Below are 19,938 nucleotides of genomic sequence, written 5' to 3'. Positions count from 1 at the left end.
GATGAACAGTCGGACCCTCCGCCACCGGACTCGAGGCCCCGCGTATGGGCGCAGATCGACAGGAAGCAGGTACCGGCCAAGCGCCGCCGCCGATCGCACTCCGAGCGTTCGAAGAGCGGACTCGTGCCCTGTCCCTCGAATCGCAGATGGTCGAGTGCGTCGATCTGCTCCAGAACCCGGCGCTCCTCGTCGACGAGGTCCTCCAGAGCGTCGCCGAGGTCCGTGAGGCCAAGGAGAACCGGGCGGATCTCCGCGTCGTCTCCGGCAACGGGGCGGACCGGAGCGCCTTCTTCTATCCGTCTCGGGAGCTCTTCGTCCAGGGGGATGGCTGTTCGTTCACGTGTCTGGCCACCGAGCTCGACTTCGAGGACGTCGCCGAGGGCGGGACCGGACCCGATCCGAGCGATCGGGGAGACGCGCGGCAGGACGGAACGATCGACTACGCTGCGGTCACCTGCGAGTCGCGTCCCTTCCCGGTCCTCGGCTTTGCCCAGCGCAGCGAGGGGGAGAGCGGCTACCCGCTCCTGATGCGCGCCCTCTCGAGCCTGATCGAGCTGGTCGGGCCGCGCCGCTTCGACCTGCTCGACCGGGATGTCTATCGCGGATTGCTCGGACCGGCGCCGGTCTTCGACCTCGCCCTCGTGCTCTGGGACGACGACGAGGTCCCCGACGAACGCCGCCCGCTCTGTGAGCTGACGCGCGATCTGGCGGAGCTCTTGAAGCAGGTCCTCGGCGCGGAGCCCGGCTTTCCGCCGATCCTGAACGACGTCGTCTGCCTGCGCATGAACAACAAGCGCTTCGACGGACGGCTGCGCTTCGTCTGGCGCGTCTGACACGGCGTCGCGCCGCCCGCATCCGAAACGCATCCGCCGGTGACGACCGAGCCTCGCCGCGCGCCCGGGGATCGGGGATGCTTGGGCCCATGGCCAGCCGGGATCCCCATCGCGGTGCGACCGAGATCGTGGTCTTCGGTCGCCACCCCGTCCTCGACGCGCTCGCGAGCGAGCACGTCGAGGTCTCGCTCGTCCGATTCGCGAAGGGCACCTCGCCCCAGGATCGCAAGGCCCTCCAGTCGGCCTGTCGCGCGGAGGACGTGCCGCTCGAGGAGACGTCTCGCGACGAGCTCTCCCGCTGGACCCACGCGGCGCGCCACGATCAGGGGATCGCCGCGCGCGTCCGCCTGCTCGAAGTGACCGAGGTCGACGCCTTCCTCGCCGCAGCGACCGGGCGCAGCGCCCGCCGTCCCCTGCGACTGCTCGCCCTCGACGGCGTGACCAACTCCCAGAACGTGGGGATGGTCGTGCGCTCCGTGGTCGGAGCGGGGCTCGACGGCCTGCTCTGGCCGACGGTGGGGCAGCCCTGGGTGAACGGTCTCGTCGTGCGGGCCGCGGCGGGTTCGGTCTTCGCGTGTCCGGTCCTGCGCTGCGCGTCGCTGGTCGACGGGCTCGCCGCGCTTCAGGCCGGGGGCTTCTCGCTGTACGGACTCGATGCGGGCGGCACCCGCAGCCTCTTCGAAGTCGAGCCTGCCCATCGCGCCGTCTTCGTGCTCGGCAGCGAGTCGCAGGGGCTGTCGGAGGCGACCGCCGGGATGCTCGACGAGCGGCTCTCGATCCCGATGGCCGGGCCGCTCGAATCCCTGAACGTCGCCGTCGCCGCCGGGCTCGTGTCCTATCACGCCGCTGGGCTCACGGGGGGCGACGCGCGCTAGGCGGTCGCCCGCTCAGATCGCGTCGATCCGGAGGCCGCAGACCCCGCCTTCCGGGTCGCCGAACGTGAAGTGGACGTCGGGACCGTCGTAGTCGATCCCGGGCGTTCCGGGGCGAATGAGGACATCGCCCGGGAACCGCGGCTCGAAGACCGCGTCGCCGGGGGCCAGCGCCTCGAAGATCGTATCGACGCGGAGCGTCGTATCGGGATCGAGGGGTGTCGTGCGCGCGAGCGGCAGCGACAGATCGATGCGCGTGATCGTCCCGTCGCAGTATTCCGTGGCGGCGACGAAGCCGTTGTCGTCCCGGATCGCGGCGGACGTCTGCGCGACGCAGACGCTGTCGAGCGGACCGTCGGCTCGCTTCGGGAGCTCGAATGGACGCGCGGCGTCGTAGACGCGCGCGTCCGGAAAGCCCGGGGTCATGCCGTCGAGCACGATCGGCAGGGTCTCCGGCCCGAGTCCGAGGCTCGGGTCGTCGAGTGCCGCGAGGTCGATTGCGTAGAGCGCACGGTTCGCCACCGCACCGATCACCGCGATCCGGTTCGTCGCGTCGATCGCGAACCCGTCGAACCCCAGGCCGGCGAAGCCGAGCGGAATCGTCGCGATCAGGTCGAGGCTCGTCGCGTCGAGCACGTCGATCGCCGATGGCGTCACGAGGTCGCCGTCGCGGGTCAAGGCGCCGGTCACCCCGACCAGGACGAGCTCGCGTCCGGACGGCGTGGTGTACGCGGCGAGCGAGGTCGGATTGTACCCGGTGGTCGGTCGGACGGCGTCGGCCGCGACGGGCGCGGCCCGTGGCGGAGAGACGCTCTCGTCGAAGTCGAAGGCGAGGACGGTGCCGGGTGCGAATCGGCTCCCGCGAATCGGGAGCAGGTTCGAGGTCGCGACGAAGAGTCGGCCGTTCGAACGGAGGACGTCCGACGTGAACGAAGTGAGGAATCCGTCCCGCCCGGGGTCGCAGAGGGGATCGGCGCCGACGGGATCGCCGTCGGAGTCGAGGATTCCCGCTCCGTAGACGCAGACCCAGGTCGAGAGGCCGGTCTGGAAGGGGCGTACGCCCGCTGCGGGCCAGAGGCGCCAGTCGGCCGGATCGAAGCCCGGGCCGGCCGGGGGAGGATCGAGTTGCACGGCCCGGAGCTCTCCATCGCGCGGGTCGAAGAAGAGGATCTGCTCGTAGCCCGACGTGGTGACGGCGACGAGGTCCGAAGCCAGCGCTTCGATGTTGCCCGGCTGTGGATCGAGGCCGCACGGGAATCCGTTTCGGAGTCCGAGCAAGTCGTTGTCGTCCCGGTCGGCGATGCCGTTGCTGTCACTGTCGACGAACAGGCCCGTGCGGCAGCGCCCGGCGACCTCCGGCAACGCCGGCGCCGTCGCGACCAGCGGCGTCGGCGGCTCGCCGTCGAGGTCGAGGCCGATCACGGCCAGCTCTCCAATTCCGAATTTCACGACGGCGGCCTGATCGAGGGTGCCCGGCAGGGCCGCGAAGCCCGAGGGAAAGCCACCCCCGATCACCCGGCAGTCGGGCGTGGAAGAGATGCGAACGATGGGCGTGGGTCCGTCGGTGCCATCTCCGGCGGGACAGCCGCAGAGGCCGATCCAGACGAGCAGGGCGGCGAGGCGGTGTCCTCGGCTCATCGGAGCACTCCTTCGATGGAGATCGTCACGTTTCGGCCCGGACGAGGGAAGAACGCGGCATCGCGGGTGGCGACGTTGCCGAGGTTCCGACCGCGGACGACGAGCCAGAGCGAGCGCAGCCGCTCGGGCAGCGGAATCGCCTCGATCCGGGCGAGATCGACGCTGGCGCTCGCATCGTAGAGCACGCGGGAGTCGAGCTTCGCGAGGCCGCCCGGCGAGGTGTTGATGTCGCCCGTGTACTGGAGCTCGCCCAGCAGCTTGAACCGGTCGCGGGGGCCGAGCTCCAGGCGGGCGTCGATCTGGGAGCGTGCGATCCCGGGCAGCTGGGTACCCGAACCCTTGTCCTTCGAGTCCGTCACGGTCCGGGCGGCAGTCACGCGGATCCATTCGTGCGGTCGCCAGCGAACCGAGAGCTCGTGACCCCGCGTCTCCGCGCGGCCCGTATTCACGAAGGAGCTCGTGAAGGGGCTGATTCGCGTGAACACGATCGAGTCGTCGATCTCGCCGGCGAAGTACGTCCCCTCGATCTCGAAGTCGAGGAGCGGCGAGGCGAAGGGACTGGTGAGCACGCCGCCGATCTCGAAATTCCAGGCGGACTCGGCGTCGAGGTTCTCGTTGCCGCGCTCGAAGCCCTTGTCGGGCAGGAAGAGCTCTCCGAACGAGGGCGCCCGGTAGCTGCGACTCGCCGAGCCTTTCAGCAGCAGCCAATCCGTCGCCTCGGCCTCGACGAAGAGTCCCGGGATCCACTCCGTGTCGAGATCCTCGAAGCGTTCGACGCGGACGGAGGGGGAGACGCGGAGGCGATCCGCGAACCAGTGGGCCGTGGCTTCCACGCGGACGGCGCCGCCGGCGCGAGAGCGACGATTCGCCTCATTGCTCGCCCGCGTGTCGAAGCGGCCCTCGAAGAGCACGCTCGCGTCGAGATCCGCGCCGAGGGCGTCGAAGGCGCCGGAGACCGTCAGCCGGGGGGTCAGCGAATCACTGGTCGTCTCGACGTCGAGACCGTCGAAGCCGAACTGGGGGACGGGGTCCTCGAAGTCGTCGCGTTGGTGCTGGTGGGCGACGAGGAGCTCCGCCTGACCTTCGGGCATGCCTTCGAGCGACGTCTCGAGCCGCGCGATCGAGAGGAGCGTCAGGATCTCGTCGCGGGCTTCGAGCCGCTGGTTGAGCTCCTGGCCGGGCGTGCCCCGTTCCAGGTGCGTCGTCAGCTGCGTCAGGCCCAGCTCGAAGCGGCCGAACTGGCGCTCGGCGCGCACGAGTCCCGTGTGTCGCTCGGCATCGTTGTTCACGCGCCGCTCGACCGGATTGGAGCCGCCGCCGGTCGACGTCGACGCACGCTGGTACTCGAAGTCGCCTTCGGTTCCGAACCCGCAGTAGGCGAGAGAGAGGCCCCAGTCGCCGATCCGGCGGGCGTGGCGGAGGCTGCCCTCGTAGGTCTCGAAGTGACCGCCGGAGAAGCGGAGCTTCGTCTCGGGCTCTTTCTGCGCCGGTCGCGAGACGAGATTCACCACCCCGCCGATCGCGCCGCTCCCGGCGCGCGCCGCGCCCGCGCCTCGCGTGACCTGGATCTCGTCGAGGACGTCGAGACAGAGGGCGGAGAGATCGGTGCGGCTCGTGAGCGTCGACTCGACGCGGACGCCGTCCAGGAAGACGGGGACCTGCTGCGGCCGGGATCCGCGGATCGAGATCTCGACGGGCTCTCCGGCGCCGCCGAAGTTGCGGATCTGGACGCCGGGCACGTCGGCCAGGAGCTCGTCGATGCGCGCGCCTTCGAGCAGGCCCGCGTCGGCGGAGAGGACGCTGGTGGTGGCGCCGGCCAGCACGTCCGGTGCCGGCCGCTGTTCCCCGACGACGATCATCTCCTCGACGGGATCCTTCTCCGGTCCGATCGCGCGCTCCGCTGCGAGGGCGGCGGGCGTCGCGGTCCAGAGAAGTGCGAGGAGAGCGATCGCGATCCGGTCCGGGCGTCGCACGCACATGGCCCGACCTAACGGCGGCTCCGGCGGCCGGAAGCGACGCCGAGGGCGAAGGCGCCCGCGCCGAGGAGACCGGCGAATCCGGGCTCCGGCGCGTGGATCACGCCGACCGCATCGAGGTCGAAGCCGCTCGAGGGAAAGGGCGTCGCGTAGGGGTCGTAGAGGGGGCCGCCGCTCGTCACCGTCGTCGAGCCGTCGCCGATCACGTCCGTGAGTCGCACGTAGCGGATGTCGTTCAGATCGACGGTGCCGGCGAGTACGAGGGGATCGCCGGCGAGGTCGGCGAGATCGAAGCCCGTCCCGGTCCGCGCCGGATGCCGCCCGGCGACGCCGACCCAGTCCGTGGGGTCGATCGTGTCGAAGCTTCCGACCGGGAGTGTGTTCACCGTATCGGTCTCGAACTCGGCGAAATCGATGCCGTTGCTCGCGACCTCGACGTAGGCGAATTCCGCAAAGAGACCGAAGAGATCGAAGAAGCCGTTCTCGAAGACGGCGAAGTCGTCTCCGGGACCGTTGTGGATGGCTTCATCGAAGGACAGGGTGATGGTCCCGGCATCGCCGAGGGAGACCGTGTCGCCCGGATCACCCGTTGCGGGGCCGACGGAGTTGGCGCCGGCGCCGGCGGTGGCAAGGGGGCTACCGGGCGTGTTGATGTCCTGCGGTCCGCGGTCGAGGGCCTCGACCGCGGTCGCCCAGGCAACCATCGAGTCGTCGGGGTGGCCCGGGTCGGACCAGGGGCCAGCGCCGGCCGGCGCGGCGAGCAGGGCGAGCAGCGGCAGAGTCGCGCCGACGGCGCGTCCTCGCCGGAAGGAGCCTTCGAGCATCGTTTCGTTTCCTCTGGACGTCGCTTCCGGACGTCCCAGCCGGGATCGGTTACGGGGATCGTCTCGACGAGACCCGCGTCCGCTCGCGGGGCTTTCGCCCGGTCGCCGTGACGGGCGACCGGGCTCGAGCCGTAGGAGCCCCGCCCGAGCTAGGCGCGGGCTCGCCGCGAGCGGCCCGCGAGTCCCGCCAGGCCGAGACCGAGGAGCAGCGCGGTCCCCGGTTCGGGCACCGTGACCAGATCGTCGATCGCGAAGTAGGCGGGCGTGTTCAGCCCGAAGCCCCCGACGTCGCTGCCGGTCAGGCTGAAGCGCAGGCCATTGACCTGGCCGAGCACGTCGAGGCTGACGGTCGTCCACTCGTCCACGATGTAGTCGAGGGCGTTGTCGGCGAAGCGATAGTCCGCGAGATAGAAGTCCACCGCGCCGGTGACGCCGCCGATTCCGTCGAGTCCTTCGATCGTGAGCAAGAAGAAGTCCTCGTCGTCCCCGGTCGGTCCCCCGAACTGCTTGGCGAACTGGTCGCCGTTCAGCATCGAGAGCGCCGCGTAGGTGGTGTTGGTGAACTCCGCAGTCAGCACCGTCTGGGGCGTCGAGAACGCGAGCTCGACGGGCGAGAACGCAGAGGCGATTCCGAAGGCCGAGGAACCCCCCGCGCCTTCCCCCGTGATGTTGCTGTACTGGTTGGTGAAGCCGGGGGTCGTCGTGTCCGACGTCGTCGAGGCGGAGAAGCCGCCGAAGCCACCATCGTTGAGGAAGGTCACGCCGCCCGAGACGAAGCTTCCGCCGGAGGTCGGCGGATCGATGAACTCGCCGGGCGGCGACGGGTCGAGGCCGAGATCCTCGAAGGTGGCCGTCAGCGCTGCGGCGTGTGTCGAAGTCAGGGTGGCCAGCGTGGCGACGAGGGCCGCCGCGCCGAAGGGACGACGCGTGCGCTCCGCCGAGTTACGGAGAGCAGGTGAGAACGAGAGCCGAATCAACATCAGAGTGCTCCTCGCAGTCCCGCTTCGGGGACCGCTGGCCGGGGTTTCCGGCCGATCGAGGACGGCGTTCGGTGATGCCGACCCGGGACGTTTCCGTCCGGAGTCACTCCTCGGAGCACGAATTCGCAGGGGGAGGTTCGAGATTCGGCGTCGGATCGAGAGGGGAGCGCGCGCTCCCCACGGGCCGCCCGCAGAGCGATCCGTGGAGCAGTCGGGCTGCCCCGTTCCAGATACGAAAGAGATCACGGTCCCCGCGTCCCGGCGGTGTCCGCGATCGTGCGTCGATTCCGTCTTGCCCTGCGCTCTCTGCTTCGGAGAGACGCAGCACCGATGAAGGGTCGGTCTTCTGGCTTCCGGATCAGCCGAAGCTGCACGCCTTCCCAGCTTCTTCTCGGGTCGCTGCGCCGCACGTCATGCGTGGTGCAGAGAGCCGGATTCGGCCAGTGGCTGGGGGCTTCGCCCCTGTGCAGTTCGTCCCCGGTTACAGCGACGGGCTCGCGCCGGATTTGCACCGGCTTCCCGTGAACAGGATCAGGTCCTGCCCGCCCCCCGTCGGTCGCCAACTTGACGCTCCAACGTGGGACACCCTTCACCGTCGTATCGGTGCTTCGTAGCCCACACTGGTGGGGGCTGCAATTTCGGCGAGCTCCGCCGACATACAGGCCGCTCTCGTTCCGCTGGGCCCCTTTCGCTCGTCTCTTGCGTGGGGCGACTCGGTGCGAACGAACCGGGTCTCGCACACTCGACCGGTCATCGGTCGAGTGCGCCGAGCCGAGCGCCGGTGTCGTCGGTCTCGTTGACGGTCGCACGGGGCCCGTGTCATAGTGGCGGCACATAACGAGTCAGGTGTCCTCCAGCAGATCTCGCTGGGGGCGGTCGGCTGCTTCGAAAGACGAGGCGGTCGACTGCGGGAAGCCGGTGCAATTCCGGCGCGAGCCCGTCGCTGTAACCGGGGACCGACGCGAATTCATGCCACTGACCCGATGGGGTTGGGAAGGCTTCGCGAAGGGTTGATCCGGGAGCCAGAAGACCGGCCTGTCTCGAGCTTCGTTCTTCTTCGGTGTCAGGAGGAGCGGCGGCAGGCCGGCGGATTCGCTCGGTCCCGTGGATCGCGAGAAGCGGGTGTCTCGTCTTCGAGACGACACACGACCTTCGATCGACGGGCTGGCCCGCGAACCCCCGTCCTTCTCCCGGTCCCCACGATGTCGAGCTGAAACGAAGCGAACCCCAGCGGCGGATGCATCCGCCGCACTGTGGGCGGTGCGATCGCATGCCGCCCGGGAGAGCTCCATGTTTCGATCCAGCTCGAAAATCGTGACGACGGTCGTCGCGACGCTTCTCGCTTCCTTGTCCTTCGTGCTGTCGGCCGCCCCTGCACTCGCCGGTCCCTTCACGGAGTCGGGCGTCGATTCCGGCTCGGTGGTCGCCTGGGCCTCCGGCGTATCGGACTTCGCGCGCGGTCCGCAGGACATCGCCAACCCCGCTGGTCCGCTCGCGACGTTTGGCGTCGATACCCACGCCACAGGCTCCGCGGACGGTTCTCTGGTCTCGCTGGGCGACGGCGGCTCGATCACACTCGAGTTCGACATTCTGCTCAGGAACGATGCCGGGGCGGATTTCGCGGTGTGGGAGAACGGATTCGAGTCCGGGGGAGGTCTCTTCGCGGAGCTCGGTTTCGTCGACGTATCCTCCGACGGGCTGAACTTCGCGCGCTTCGCCTCGGAATCCCTCACGCCGGCCCCGGTCGGTCCCTTCAGCGCGATCGACCCGACGGACGTGCGAGACCTCGCCGGCAGGCATGCCGCGGGCACCGGCACGGGGTTCGATCTCGAAGAACTCCTCGCCGACCCGCTCGTGATCGGCGGCGTCGTCGATCTCTCTGCGATTCGTTTCGTGCGGATCACCGATGTCGTCGGAGACGGCTCGACCTTCGATTCGATGGGTCGGCCGATCTATGACCCCTATGCGACGCCTTTCTCGAGCAGCGTTCTCGATCTCGACGCCGTCGGTGCGCTCAACATCGTGCCGGAGCCGGGGACCGCGTTGCTGATGGGGCTCGGTCTGGTCGGGCTCGGCTGGGGAGGGCGCCGCCGCTAGCGACGCGACGGTCGTGGGCATCGATTCGGCGCGTCGTGCATCCAGGCAAGGCGCGTCGGATCGATGCCCGATCGCCCGCGTCCCATCAACCTGCGCGGAGGGCGTCGTCGATCGCGCGGGCGAGTCCACCGACGTAGCGCCCGCCGAAGAGGCAGACGTGCACCAGCAGCGGCAGCACCTGGTAGAGCGGCAGGCGGGCCTCGGCGCCCGGCGCGAGTGGCCAGACCTCCTGGTAGGCGGCGAACACGCGCGGTCCGAAGCCGCCGAAGAGGTCCATCATCGCGAGGTCGATCTCCCGATGTCCGCCGTAGACCGCCGGGTCGATCAGGCAGGGACCGCCGTTCGAATCGCAGATCGCGTTCCCGGACCAGAGGTCGCCATGGAGGCGCGCCGGAGGCTCGTCCGGACCGGCGAGCTCCGGCAGCGCGTCGATCAGTCGGTCCAGGTCGACGGCGATGTTCGTCGGAAGGGCGCCGTCGTCCCGCGCGCGCCGCGCGAGGGGGCGCAGTCGGCGTTCCGCGTAGAAGTCGGCCCAGTCGGCGCAGGGCGCGTTCGACCAGGGGATCCGGGCGATCCAGTTCGAGGTCGGGAAGCCGAACTCGCCCGGCGATGCCGCGTGCAGCCGGGCCAGTCCACGTCCGAGTCGCTCGTCGTGGTCGGGCGCCGGGGCGCGCGATTCGATCCACTCGAGCGCGAGCCAGTCCTCGCCGTAGGCGACGGGGCGGGCGATCCGGAGCTCCTCCACCTGCGCGTCGGCCAGCCACTCGAGCCCTCGGGCCTCCGCCTCGGCGATGCCCGGGATCTCCGAGGCCGCCTTCGGAACGCACGGGTAGTGCTTGACGAAGAGGACCTGTCCATCGGCGAGCTCGACCCGTCCGCTGTCGCCGATGTCGCCTCCGGAGACGGGTGCGGTCCGCGAGACCTGCTCCCCGGTCGCCTCCTCGAGCGCCGCTCGCCAGGGCGGGTCGGCGCTCAATCCAGGTGACCCGCGTCGCGCAGGTGATCGATCAGTCCGCGACATGCGGCCTCGCAGAGGTCGAGCACGTCGTCGAAGCCGCGGTCGCCGCCGTAGTAGGGATCGGGCACGTCCGCGTCGCGCGTCGAGGCCGGATCGAAGTCGCGGGCGAGGCGCAGCTCGCCCGTGAAACCCGCGGCGCTGGGCAGGGCCTGGAGGTCGGCGAGGTTCTCCCGGTCCATCGCCAGGACGAAGTCGAAGCGCGCGAAGTCCTCGTCTTCGAACTGGCGGCCGCGGCTGTCGAGGGCGATGCCCCGGGCGCGCGCGAACCGGCGGGCCCGGGGGTCGGCACGCTCACCGACGTGATACGCCGCGGTTCCCGCGCTGTCGACGTGGATGCGGTCCTCCAGCCCCTGACCGGAGACGAGGTGGCGCAGCACGCCTTCGGCGGTCGGAGATCGGCAGATGTTGCCGAGACAGACGAAGCAGACGTGGATGGGAGGGCGACTCATGGTTCTCCGGGGCGTTGTCCCTAGCGACGTTGCTCAAGGGTTGACCCGATCGGGGCAGGGCACCGACGGGACGATAGAACTTGGGCATTCCTCCGATTCTACGAGGGCAGGGCGTTCCCTGCTTCGCATTCGAGAACATGGTCGATCTCAGTTTCGCCATCGCCGCGACCACGTTGTGTCTGATCGGTCTTTCCTCCTGGCGGGTGGGGAAGACGCCGATTGGTCGCGCCTATCTGGCTTTCGTCGTCGCGATTGGACTCTGGGCGGCGATCCGCCTCGCCGCGTCGCGCGGGATCGTGACGAGTCCCATGGCGGACGGCCTCACGCTGGCGCTCGCGCTCACCGGTACGGTCAACGCGGCGCGACTCGCGATGCTCGCGTCGAGCGACGACCGTGAGATCCCCGCGGCGCTCGAGTGCGCCTTCTGGGGCACCGCCGCGCTGGTCTGGTTCGTCGACGACCGGGGCCTGAGCTCGGTCTTCGCTGGCCTCCTCCTCGCGTCCTCGAGTCTCCGTCTGGCCGGCATGCCGCGGCGGAGCTGGGACGGCTTCCAGACCGCGCTCCGCGCCGTCTGCTGCTCGCTGATGACCCTCGCCCTGCTGCCGCTCCTGTGGCTGTTGGGCGTGCCGGAAATCTTGTGTCTGGTCTCGATGCCGCTCACGGCGACCGCGGCTGGGCTCGCGCTCCTCTACGGCCTGCCGCGGCTCGGGCTCCTGTCGACGGACCGGGTCCAGCACGGTCGCGTGATCCAGGCGATGAACGACGGGGTGCTCGTCGTGGACCTGAACGGTCGGCTCGTCGACTTCAACGAGGCGGCGGCGGAGATCCTCGAGCTCGACGACCGGGCGCGCGCCGTGAAGCCCCTCGAGAGCGCACTGTCGCATCATCCGGATCTCGTCGAGCTCTTCAGCGGTGCGATCGACGGGCGCAGCGTCTACGCGCCGGAAGCCCTCGCGGCCAAGGGCGAGCCCCGGACCTTCGACCTCCAGCTCTCTGCGCTCTACGACGTGAGCGGGGCGATCGAGAGCCGCGTGCTCGTTCTTCGTGACATCTCCGATCGGATCGAGGTCGAGGAAGAGAACGAGCGACAGGCCAAACACATTCGGCTCGTTCACGAGGTCTCGGCCGCGGTCCACGAGGCCGACACGATCGACGCCGGCCTCGAGGCGGCGCTCGCTCGCGTCGCGAACACCATGGAGGTCCCCCTCGGTCAGTTCCTGCGATCCGTCGAGGGCGAAGAGGGCACGCGGCTCGTCGCGTCCGGCATTGTCTTCTGTGGGCTCCCGCTCGACGAATCCTACGCCGAAGGCGCCGCGTCGGATTCGCTCGTCGACCTCGTGGGCGAGGGACCCGGCGCGTTCCGCGCGCTCGGGATGGAGACCCTCGATCCGCGGGGCACGACCTGGTGGAAGGATCTGGGCTTCGAGGCCGCCTTCTCGGTTCCGGTGCTGATCGGTCCGCGCCTCTACGGCATGTTCGAGTTCTTCACGGAAGAGACCGTCCACACCGAGGACTCGACCGCCGAGGTGCTCGACCGCGTCGGCGAGCTCGTCGGTCGGGCGATCGAGCGGAAGCTCGCGGAAGAGCAGATCCGCCGGCTCGCCTTCCGGGACGACCTCACCGGCCTGCCGAATCGCCAGCGCTTCAATCACCTGCTCCGCGGCGCTGTCTCGCTCGCTGCCCGCGCCGAGCGGCGTATGGCGCTGCTCTTCCTCGATCTCGACGGCTTCAAGAAGGTGAACGACACCCTCGGCCACGACGTCGGCGACCGCTTGCTGGCGGAGGTCGCGAGCCGCTTCCTCCGCGTCGTGCGCGTGAGCGACCACATCGGTTGTCAGAGCGGCGACGCTCCCGCATCCGAAGTCTCGCGGCTCGGCGGCGACGAGTTCACCGTCCTGCTCACCGAGATCAGGGAACCGAGCGACGCCGCGCTCGTGGCCGAGCGGCTCCTGCAGACCCTCGAATCGCCCTTCGTGCTGGGCGGTCGTGAGGTCTTCATGGGGACGTCGATCGGCATCGCGGTCTTCCCGGACGACGGTCGGGACACCGAAGAACTCCTGCGCAACGCCGACGCCGCGATGTACTTCGCGAAGGGCCGCGGTCGCAACGGCTACCAGTTCTACTCCGAAGAGATGAACACGTCGCAGGCGAGGCAGATCGAGATCGAGGGCCGGCTGCGCGGGGCGCTCGAGCGCGACGAGTTCCAGCTCCACTATCAGCCGATTCTCGATGCGGAGAGCGGAGAGATCGTCGCGGCGGAGGCGCTCCTGCGTTGGGTCGATCGCGAGGGGGGCATGGTCCCGCCGGACGAGTTCGTGTCCGTCGCCGAAGAGACCGGCCTGATCGTGCCGATCGGTCAGTGGGTCTTCCAGACCGCCTGCGAGCAGGCCCAGCGCTGGAAGCGCGAACTCGGGAGGTCGATCCGGATCGGGGTGAACGTCTCCGGTCACCAGATTCGCGAGCCCGGGATGCTCGAGATGGTCCGCAGCGCGATCGCCGAGACCGGCGTCGATCCGCGCCAGGTCGAGCTCGAGCTGACCGAGTCGACGATCATGCAGGACGATGCGCTCACGGTGCACACGCTGGGCGAGTTCCGGGAGATGGGCATCGGCCTCGCCCTCGACGACTTCGGAACCGGCTACTCGTCCCTCTCCTATCTCCGTCGCTTCACGATCGATCGGGTGAAGATCGATCGATCGTTCGTGAGCGAGCTTCCCGACAATCCGGACGATGCCGCGCTCACGTCCGCGATCCTCGCGATGGCGCACGGGCTTCGGTTGCAGGTGGTCGCCGAGGGCGTGGAGACCGCGCGCCAGGCGCTCTTCCTGCGTGCGCGAGGCTGTGACGAAGTGCAGGGCTACCTCTTCGGGCGCCCCGTACCTGCGGACGATTTCCTCGACCGACTCAGGGCGCGCCCGATCCCCATCGACGCGGACGCCAAGGACGACTCCTGGGAGCTCTAGCTCGGCGCGCGTCGGGTGCCGCGATCGGGTCGTCCCGGTAGACTGCGCCCCACCGCGCAGGCTCCTTCCGGGTCGCGCGCCCGAGAGCGATCTGCGCCCGTGTCACCGCTTCCCGACCGACTCGAAATCACCCGGCCCGACGACTGGCATCTGCATCTGCGCGACGGGCCGATGCTCGAGCGGGTGGTCTGCGCGACCGCGCGGGTCTTTGCGCGGGCGATCGTGATGCCGAATCTCTCGCCGCCGGTCGCGACCATCGCCCAGGCGGAAGGGTACGCCGCGCGGATCGCGGCGGCGGCACCGCCGGAGACCGGCTTCACGCCGCTCATGACCCTCTACCTGACCGACGAGACGAGCGCCGGGGAGATCGCCCGGGCGGCGGCCTCTCCATCGGTCTTCGCCGTCAAGCTCTATCCGAAAGGCGCGACGACGAACTCGGCTTCGGGGGTCGAGGGGCTCGATGCGCTCGCGCCGGTCCTCGAGGCGATGGAGGCACACGACGTCCCGCTCCTCGTCCACGGCGAGTCGACGGCGCCGCAGGACGACGTCTTCGATCGCGAGCGCGTCTTCCTCGAGGACACCCTCGCGCCGCTGGTCGAGCGCCATGCCGGCCTGCGCGTGGTCTTCGAGCACATCACCACGTCCGAGGCCGCGGCCTTCGTCGCCGAAGCCCCGCCGCGGGTCGGCGCGACGATCACGCCCCAGCACCTGCTCCTCAATCGCAACGCGCTCTTCGAGGGCGGGCTGCGTCCCCACCACTACTGCCTTCCCGTGTTGAAGCGGGAGGGGGATCGCGAGGCGCTCGTCGCCGCCGCGACCTCCGGAGACCCGAGCTTCTTCCTCGGGACGGACAGCGCACCCCACGCCCGTCACACCAAGGAAGCGGGCTGCGGCTGCGCGGGGATCTACAGCGCGCCCGTCGCGATCGAGTCGTACGCGGAGGTCTTCGCCGAGGCGGAGGCCCTCGATCGCTTCGAGGGCTTCGCGAGCCACCACGGTCCCGACTTCTACCGACTCCCGCGGAACCGGGAGCGGATCGCCCTCGTGCGCGAGGATTGGGCGGGGCCGGAGAGCGATGGGGACGGGCCCGAAGGGCTCGAGGTGTTCTGGGCGGGTCGGACCTTCCGCTATCGCTTCGACGGCCTCACCCGCTAGGCGAGGCGTCCGCGGTCGGTGTCGCGGGGCGCTCGTCGTCGCCGAGGACGCGGCGCATGGCGCGGTGATCGATGCCCGCCTCTTCGAAGATCGGACCCTCCGCGACGTAGCCAAGGGCCTCGTAGAACGGGAGTGCGGTCAGCTGCGCATCGAGCACGATCTCTGCACAACCCCGCGCTCGGGCCCGCACCTCGAGAGCCTCCATCAGGGCGCGACCGACTCCGGTCTCGCGGGCGTCTGCGCGGACCGCGACGCGCTCGGCCTTGGCCCGACCCGCGACGACGCGAAGTCGCGCCGTGCCCAGTGGCAGCGCGTCCCCGGTGCGGCGAGCCAGGAAGTGCTCCGCGAGCGCGTCCAGGTCGTCCCACTCGAGGTTCGCATCGACGCGCTGCTCATCCACGAAGACGACGCGACGAAGGGCGTGGCAGGCTTCGAGGCAGGCGCGGTGTTCGGCCGCGTCGGCCCCGCCGACCGGGATGTGCTCCAGCGTGCAGCGCGTCATTCCGGTCGCTTCGAGAGACCTCGGAGCATCTGATCACGGAACGGCGCATTGAGGGGGTCGTCCCCGAGCCAGATGCCGAAGTAGTCCGCGGCGAAATCCGCCCCCGGAATCGTGCCGAGGGCTTCGCCGTTCAGGGTGAGGGTCGTTCCGACGCCAGGGCTGTAGGTCAGTCGGTAGCGGTCGCCTTCCTCGACGTCCCGGTACAAGGCGTGTAAACGGTCGAGGCGGCTCCGGAGCGCAGCCAGGCGCTCCGGGGGCAGGGAGCGCGCGAGGAGCTCGTCGGCCGCCTCGCCGAAGAAGCGCCCCTCGATGTCCCAGAAGTAGTAGAGCTCGAGGGCCTTCGGCACGTCTTCGAAGAGCCGGTTCGGGCGGACGTCGGTCGGCAGGTAGAGACCCCCGACATAGCCGCGGAAGAGGACGCGGTAGCGGAGCAGGCCGAGCCCGAAGAGGGGCATCGGGCCGGCATCGGAGGTGACCTGGTCGGGGAACGGCACGTCCTCGATCTCGGCGGCGAACGAGGGCGGAGCGGCGAGGAGCACCGTCAGGGCGGCGAGCAGCGCACGCGGGCGCGAAAGCGAACGGTGGCGCGGCAAGGCGTCCTCCGGGTCGGTTGGGCGCGGGGAGAATAGCCTCCGACGGCCGGACGCCGCCGGTCGTTCCCTCAGCCAGGGAGACGGCGTGCCTGGTTAGACGGCGTGCCTGGGAGACCGAGCGAATAGCGGCTCCGGAAACGCGAACGCCCCGACGTCGGATGACGGCGGGGCGTTTGGCGTGGACGCTCTCTGGATCGGTGGCTCAAACCGCCGGCTCGGTGCTCAATCGAGCCGGACTCCTTCGTTCGTCCCTGGCTTTCTGGCTGGTCTGCCGTCTCCGGCCGACCTGGATGCGCGATGGCAAGTGGAGAACCCGACCTTCGCTACGGGAGCTGGCTGGCGCCCGCGTTATCCGCAGCACTTCTAAAGCACATCGCGTGCCAAGCGGGGCGCAGATGCGAATTCCGCTTTATTGTCGGATTCTTATGGCGATTCCTGCGGCCCTCGCGGGCCGCCGAGAACTTCTCCTGAATGGTGCATTCTGCTCCGTTTGGGTAGGGGAGTTCGTGATCATTGAGTTCAAGTATCCGTTTTCAATGAGGTTTCAGGGATTTTTCGAGAGTCGGTGCGTTTTGCTCCGGTGGAGCGAAATGCACCAGTTCGACCGGCGATCGCCCCGGGCCCGTCCTCGTGATAGCCTGCGCGCGGCTCGAAGAGCGGTCGGGCAGGGGGCGCAGGCAAAATGACGACGACGGACGAGGGCGAAGACGGAGCGCCCCGCACGGCTCGTCGCACCGGCCTCCTGATCGGCCTCGCGCTCCTCGCGACGATCGTCCTCGGGCTCGTCGGCCTGCTCCGCTCCCTGGCACCGTCCGAGCGGCCGACCCCGATCGCGGACGTCTCCTCCGAGCGGCTGCTCGCACAGGGCCCGGTGGTGGGATTCGCCGCGGAGGCGGAGGCCCATGCCTGGATCGGGCTGCCGTATGCACAGGCCCCGATCGGCCCCTTGCGCTGGCGAGCCCCGCGTCCACCCGAGACCTGGGCGGAGACCCGGGATGCCCTGACCTTCGGGCGGCCCTGCGTCCAGCCGGGCTCGCCGGTGGCCGGCGTGCCCGCCGAGACCGAGGACGGCCTCGCCGGCGACGAGGACTGTCTCTACCTCAACGTCTGGGCCCCGCGCTTCGAGCCCGACGACGTGCCCGGCGGCGCCGATCGGCTCCCGGTCATGGTCTGGATCCACGGGGGCGGCAATACGCGGGGTTGGCCCGGGTCCGCGATGTACGACGGCGCGCGTCTGGCGGGCACGCAGGGGATCGTCGTCGTTTCGGTCGCCTATCGCCTGGGCCCCTTCGGCTGGTTCAGCCACCCCGCGCTGCGCGCCGAGACCGGAGACGCGCTCGAGGCGAGCGGCAACTTCGGGATCCTCGATCAGATCGCGGCGCTTCGCTGGGTTCGTGATCACATCGAGGAGTTCGGCGGCGATCCCGACAACGTCACGATCTTCGGCGAGAGCGCAGGGGGGACCGACGTGTTCGCGCTCATGCTGGCGCCGGAAGCGCGCGGTCTCTTCCACCGGGCCCTTGCCCAGAGTGGGAGCACCCGCGCGTACAGCCGGGCCGAAGCCGAGCACCCGGCGGACGATCCCGAAGCTCCGGGACACGCGTTCAGCAGCGCCGAGGTCGTGGTTCGACTGCTCGTCGACGCCGGTGTCGTTCCGGACGCGGCGGCGGCGCGGAGCTACGCGGCGGAGCTGTCCCCGCCGGATCTCCTCGCGTTCCTTCGGGCGCGCGAGCCACGGGAGGTGATGCTCGCCTACCGCAACGGAGACGGGGCGCTCCGACTCGAGATGCCCAGGCCCTTCCGCGACGGCGCGCTGCTCCCGGAAGAGGACTGGCTCGAGGCCCTGGAGGCCGGGCGTTTTCACGACGTGCCGGTTCTCGCCGGCGCGACGCGGGACGAGTGGAAGCTCTTCCTCGCGGTCGACCCGGACCACGTCCGACGTCGTTTCGGGCTCCTGTTCCGGATTCGCGATTCCGACGACTTCGAGCGTCGAGCGCGGCTGCTGTCGGACCGACGGATCGTCCAGGGCGTCCACGATCCCCTGGGCGCCCTGGCGCGCGCGGGCCGGGAAGGGCTGTTCGCGTACCGCTTCGACTACGACGACCTGGCACGGATTCCCGGCCTCGATCCGCAACGGCTCCTCGGTGCGGCTCACGGCTTCGAGCTGCCCGTGCTCTTCGGGACCTGGGACCTGGGCGAGCCGATCCTCTCCCGCGTGCTCTATCGCGAGACGAATCGGCCCGGCCGAGAGCGCCTGTCGGACGAGATGATGAGCTACTGGGCGGCGTTCGCGCGTGATGGCCGGCCCGGGCGTGGGATGCGCGGGGACCTCCCGGAGTGGCAATCGTGGTCGGCGTCGCCGGATGAGGGCGACCGTCGATGGTTGCTCCTCGACGACGCCGCGAGCGGCGGCCCGAGGATGGCCCCCACGACCCTCCGCCGGGAGGCGGTGCGCGATCGGCTGGTCCGGGACACGGCGCTCGATCGCGCGACCCGCTGCGAGCTCTACCGAACCGTCTTCGGCGAGCTTCCGTCGTGGAGCTCGGCGGCCGCGTACCGCGCCCTTCCGCCGGAAGGCTGCGCCGGCGAGCCGCCGCTCCGGTAGCCCCCCGGTCGCCCAGGCGAGCCGCCACTCGGCCGCCCCCCGGTCGCCCAGGCGAGCCGCCACTCGGTCGCCCCGGTCGCCGGGGCGGGATTCTGGCCTAGACTCCCGCGCCCCGAGCCGCGCGTCGTGCGGCCTCCCCCTCGATCCACGGTCCACGACGACCTCCCAAGCCCCCGTACGACCCCCTACGAACCGGAGCGCACATGGCGACGGACGCCTCGGCCGAGATCCTCGAGCGGCTCTACGAAGTCGTGGTCGCGCGTCGCGACGCGCGGCCGGAAGGGTCGTACGTGGTTCAGCTGCTCGACGGCGGCTGGGAAGCGATCGGCGCCAAGATCCTCGAAGAAGCCCACGAGGTCGTCGAAGCGGGGACGGGCGAGCCCGACGAGGCGGTGACCCACGAAGCGGCGGACCTGCTCTTCCATCTCTGGGTCGGTCTGGCCCAGCGCGACGTCGATCCGAAGGCGGTCTTCGCGGAGCTGGGGCGACGTTTCGGAATCGGCGGGCTGGAAGAGAAGGCCGCCCGAGGCACGAGCGAAGAGGATTGAGGCGATGATCCCGGACGAACGACTGCGCATCGCGATCCCCTCCAAGGGTCGCCTCCGCGACGCGGCCCTCGAGACCCTCGAACGGGCGGGGTTGCGCTTCCGCGTCTCCGGTCGGCGCCTCTTCTCCGTCTGCTCGGATACGGGGATCCGGATCATCTTCACGAACACCGCGGACATCCCCGTCCTCGTCGCCGAGGGCGTCGTCGACCTCGGGATCACCGGCAGCGACCAGGTGCTCGAGAAGCGCGTGGACGTGGTCGAACACCGCAAGCTCGGTTTCGGGCGGTGTCGTCTCTCCGTCGCCGTCCACAAGGACGCGCCCTATTCGCGCTCGAGCGATCTCGCGGGCAAGGTCGTCGGCGCCAAGTTCGTGAATCTCGCGCGGGACCACTTCGCCGCGATCGGCGCCGACGGCGTGCGGATCGTCGAGATCCAGGGCGCCGTCGAAGTGATGGTCCTGCTCGGTCTGGTCGACGGCATCGTCGAGATCGTCGAGACCGGGAACAGCCTGGTCGAGAACGATCTGATCGAGCTCGAGAAGGTGCTCGATGCAGAGGCCGTCCTGATCGGCGGCGTGGCACCGCGGGACGTCGAGCTTCGCGACCAGCTGCTGCGTCGGATCGACGGCGTCCTGGCGGCGTCGCGCTACACGCTGCTCGAGTACAACTGTCCGGCGGCGCGGATCGAGGAGGCGTCGGCGATCACGCCCGGCTTCTCGTCGCCGACGATCACGCCGCTCCAGGACGAGGCGTGGCTCTCGGTGAAGGTCCTCGTCGAGAAGGCGACGACCCAGCGCGTGATCGACGGCCTCGAAGCGATCGGGTGCGTCGCGATCCTCGAGACCGAGCTGCGGCACGCCCGGCTCTAGTCGCGGTCGGCGCGCCC

16 protein-coding genes and 2 riboswitches are annotated in these 19,938 nt (G+C 69.9%); of the genes, 8 read left to right on the top strand and 8 right to left on the bottom strand.

Features of this window, described 5'->3' with window-relative positions; all coding sequences use genetic code 11:
- Positions 1-146 precede the first annotated feature (146 nt).
- Both NXI30_23980 and NXI30_23975 read left to right on the top strand, forming a co-directional pair.
- On the top strand, positions 147-833 hold the full coding sequence (locus tag NXI30_23980; GenBank protein MCR9097289.1) for a hypothetical protein: 687 nt from the start codon (positions 147-149) through the stop codon (positions 831-833).
- A gap of 89 nt (positions 834-922) precedes the next feature.
- Positions 923-1,708: an RNA methyltransferase gene (locus NXI30_23975; protein ID MCR9097288.1), complete on the top strand. Its 786-nt coding sequence runs from the start codon at positions 923-925 to the stop codon at positions 1,706-1,708.
- Positions 1,709-1,720: 12 nt separating this feature from the next.
- Here the strand turns inward: NXI30_23975 and NXI30_23970 are convergent, their stop codons facing one another.
- The 4 genes from NXI30_23970 to NXI30_23955 form a co-directional block, all read right to left on the bottom strand.
- Positions 1,721-3,343 (bottom strand): hypothetical protein, encoded by a 1,623-nt coding sequence (locus NXI30_23970; GenBank protein MCR9097287.1) that lies wholly within the window; start codon positions 3,341-3,343, stop codon positions 1,721-1,723.
- Positions 3,340-5,316, bottom strand: a complete 1,977-nt coding sequence (locus NXI30_23965) for a TonB-dependent receptor (protein ID MCR9097286.1) — start codon at positions 5,314-5,316, stop codon at positions 3,340-3,342. The genes NXI30_23970 and NXI30_23965 overlap by 4 nt, the downstream gene beginning before the upstream one ends.
- Before the next feature lie 14 nt (positions 5,317-5,330).
- The gene (locus tag NXI30_23960) at positions 5,331-6,143 is read right to left on the bottom strand and encodes a PEP-CTERM sorting domain-containing protein (protein ID MCR9097285.1); all 813 of its coding nucleotides are present in this window, start codon (positions 6,141-6,143) and stop codon (positions 5,331-5,333) included.
- Between the two features lie 149 nt (positions 6,144-6,292).
- Entirely contained in the window at positions 6,293-7,123 is an 831-nt protein-coding gene (locus NXI30_23955) for a DUF4465 domain-containing protein (GenBank protein MCR9097284.1), read from the bottom strand.
- Between the two features lie 318 nt (positions 7,124-7,441).
- Positions 7,442-7,689, bottom strand: a riboswitch (cobalamin riboswitch).
- A gap of 294 nt (positions 7,690-7,983) precedes the next feature.
- A riboswitch (cobalamin riboswitch) is annotated at positions 7,984-8,177 on the top strand.
- Between the two features lie 236 nt (positions 8,178-8,413).
- Between NXI30_23955 and NXI30_23950 the strand changes: the two genes are divergently transcribed.
- On the top strand, positions 8,414-9,220 hold the full coding sequence (locus NXI30_23950) for a PEP-CTERM sorting domain-containing protein (protein ID MCR9097283.1): 807 nt from the start codon (positions 8,414-8,416) through the stop codon (positions 9,218-9,220).
- Positions 9,221-9,305: 85 nt separating this feature from the next.
- Here the strand turns inward: NXI30_23950 and NXI30_23945 are convergent, their stop codons facing one another.
- Both NXI30_23945 and NXI30_23940 read right to left on the bottom strand, forming a co-directional pair.
- On the bottom strand, positions 9,306-10,196 hold the full coding sequence (locus NXI30_23945) for a fructosamine kinase family protein (protein MCR9097282.1): 891 nt from the start codon (positions 10,194-10,196) through the stop codon (positions 9,306-9,308).
- Positions 10,193-10,687, bottom strand: a complete 495-nt coding sequence (locus tag NXI30_23940) for a low molecular weight phosphotyrosine protein phosphatase (protein MCR9097281.1) — start codon at positions 10,685-10,687, stop codon at positions 10,193-10,195. The genes NXI30_23945 and NXI30_23940 overlap by 4 nt, the downstream gene beginning before the upstream one ends.
- Before the next feature lie 137 nt (positions 10,688-10,824).
- Here NXI30_23940 and NXI30_23935 point away from each other — a divergent pair, with 137 nt between their 5' ends.
- The gene (locus tag NXI30_23935; GenBank protein MCR9097280.1) at positions 10,825-13,650 is read left to right on the top strand and encodes an EAL domain-containing protein; all 2,826 of its coding nucleotides are present in this window, start codon (positions 10,825-10,827) and stop codon (positions 13,648-13,650) included.
- A gap of 171 nt (positions 13,651-13,821) precedes the next feature.
- Entirely contained in the window at positions 13,822-14,805 is a 984-nt protein-coding gene (gene pyrC, locus NXI30_23930) for a dihydroorotase (protein MCR9097279.1), read from the top strand.
- Here the strand turns inward: pyrC and NXI30_23925 are convergent.
- On the bottom strand, positions 14,795-15,307 hold the full coding sequence (locus tag NXI30_23925) for a GNAT family N-acetyltransferase (GenBank protein ID MCR9097278.1): 513 nt from the start codon (positions 15,305-15,307) through the stop codon (positions 14,795-14,797). The two genes, pyrC and NXI30_23925, sit on opposite strands and share 11 nt — an antisense overlap.
- A complete protein-coding gene (locus NXI30_23920) occupies positions 15,304-15,900 on the bottom strand; it encodes a chalcone isomerase family protein (GenBank protein ID MCR9097277.1) in 597 nt (198 codons plus the stop codon). Before NXI30_23920 ends, NXI30_23925 begins: the two co-directional genes overlap by 4 nt.
- Positions 15,901-16,582: 682 nt before the next feature.
- On the opposite strand from NXI30_23920, the gene NXI30_23915 reads away from it, so the two are divergent.
- The 3 genes from NXI30_23915 to hisG all read left to right on the top strand — a co-directional run bounded on the left by NXI30_23915 (position 16,583) and on the right by hisG (position 19,921).
- On the top strand, positions 16,583-18,505 hold the full coding sequence (locus tag NXI30_23915) for a carboxylesterase family protein (protein ID MCR9097276.1): 1,923 nt from the start codon (positions 16,583-16,585) through the stop codon (positions 18,503-18,505).
- Positions 18,506-18,708: 203 nt separating this feature from the next.
- Positions 18,709-19,053, top strand: coding sequence for a phosphoribosyl-ATP diphosphatase (locus NXI30_23910; GenBank protein ID MCR9097275.1), 345 nt, complete (start codon positions 18,709-18,711; stop codon positions 19,051-19,053).
- 4 nt (positions 19,054-19,057) lie between these two features.
- Positions 19,058-19,921: an ATP phosphoribosyltransferase gene (hisG, locus tag NXI30_23905; protein MCR9097274.1), complete on the top strand. Its 864-nt coding sequence runs from the start codon at positions 19,058-19,060 to the stop codon at positions 19,919-19,921.
- The last annotated feature ends 17 nt before the right edge of the window (positions 19,922-19,938 follow it).

The organism is bacterium, from assembly GCA_024742285.1.
Lineage (GTDB): Bacteria > Myxococcota_A > UBA9160 > UBA9160 > UBA4427 > UBA4427.
Note: the sequence above shows the minus strand (reverse complement) of the source record. Positions and strands in the feature narration are given on the sequence as shown.

Bases quoted from the DNA above. Each gene is read 5' to 3' on its own strand.
- NXI30_23970 (MCR9097287.1), bottom strand. From the start codon at position 3,343: ATGAGCCGAGGACACCGCCTCGCCGCCCTGCTCGTCTGGATCGGCCTC.
- NXI30_23940 (MCR9097281.1), bottom strand. From the start codon at position 10,687: ATGAGTCGCCCTCCCATCCACGTCTGCTTCGTCTGTCTCGGCAACATC.
- NXI30_23935 (MCR9097280.1), top strand. From the start codon at position 10,825: ATGGTCGATCTCAGTTTCGCCATCGCCGCGACCACGTTGTGTCTGATC.
- NXI30_23960 (MCR9097285.1), bottom strand. From the start codon at position 6,143: ATGCTCGAAGGCTCCTTCCGGCGAGGACGCGCCGTCGGCGCGACTCTG.
- pyrC (MCR9097279.1), top strand. From the start codon at position 13,822: ATGCTCGAGCGGGTGGTCTGCGCGACCGCGCGGGTCTTTGCGCGGGCG.
- NXI30_23980 (MCR9097289.1), top strand. From the start codon at position 147: ATGGTCGAGTGCGTCGATCTGCTCCAGAACCCGGCGCTCCTCGTCGAC.
- NXI30_23910 (MCR9097275.1), top strand. From the start codon at position 18,709: ATGGCGACGGACGCCTCGGCCGAGATCCTCGAGCGGCTCTACGAAGTC.
- NXI30_23975 (MCR9097288.1), top strand. From the start codon at position 923: ATGGCCAGCCGGGATCCCCATCGCGGTGCGACCGAGATCGTGGTCTTC.
- NXI30_23950 (MCR9097283.1), top strand. From the start codon at position 8,414: ATGTTTCGATCCAGCTCGAAAATCGTGACGACGGTCGTCGCGACGCTT.
- NXI30_23925 (MCR9097278.1), bottom strand. From the start codon at position 15,307: ATGACGCGCTGCACGCTGGAGCACATCCCGGTCGGCGGGGCCGACGCG.
- NXI30_23915 (MCR9097276.1), top strand. From the start codon at position 16,583: ATGACGACGACGGACGAGGGCGAAGACGGAGCGCCCCGCACGGCTCGT.
- NXI30_23955 (MCR9097284.1), bottom strand. From the start codon at position 7,123: ATGTTGATTCGGCTCTCGTTCTCACCTGCTCTCCGTAACTCGGCGGAG.
- hisG (MCR9097274.1), top strand. From the start codon at position 19,058: ATGATCCCGGACGAACGACTGCGCATCGCGATCCCCTCCAAGGGTCGC.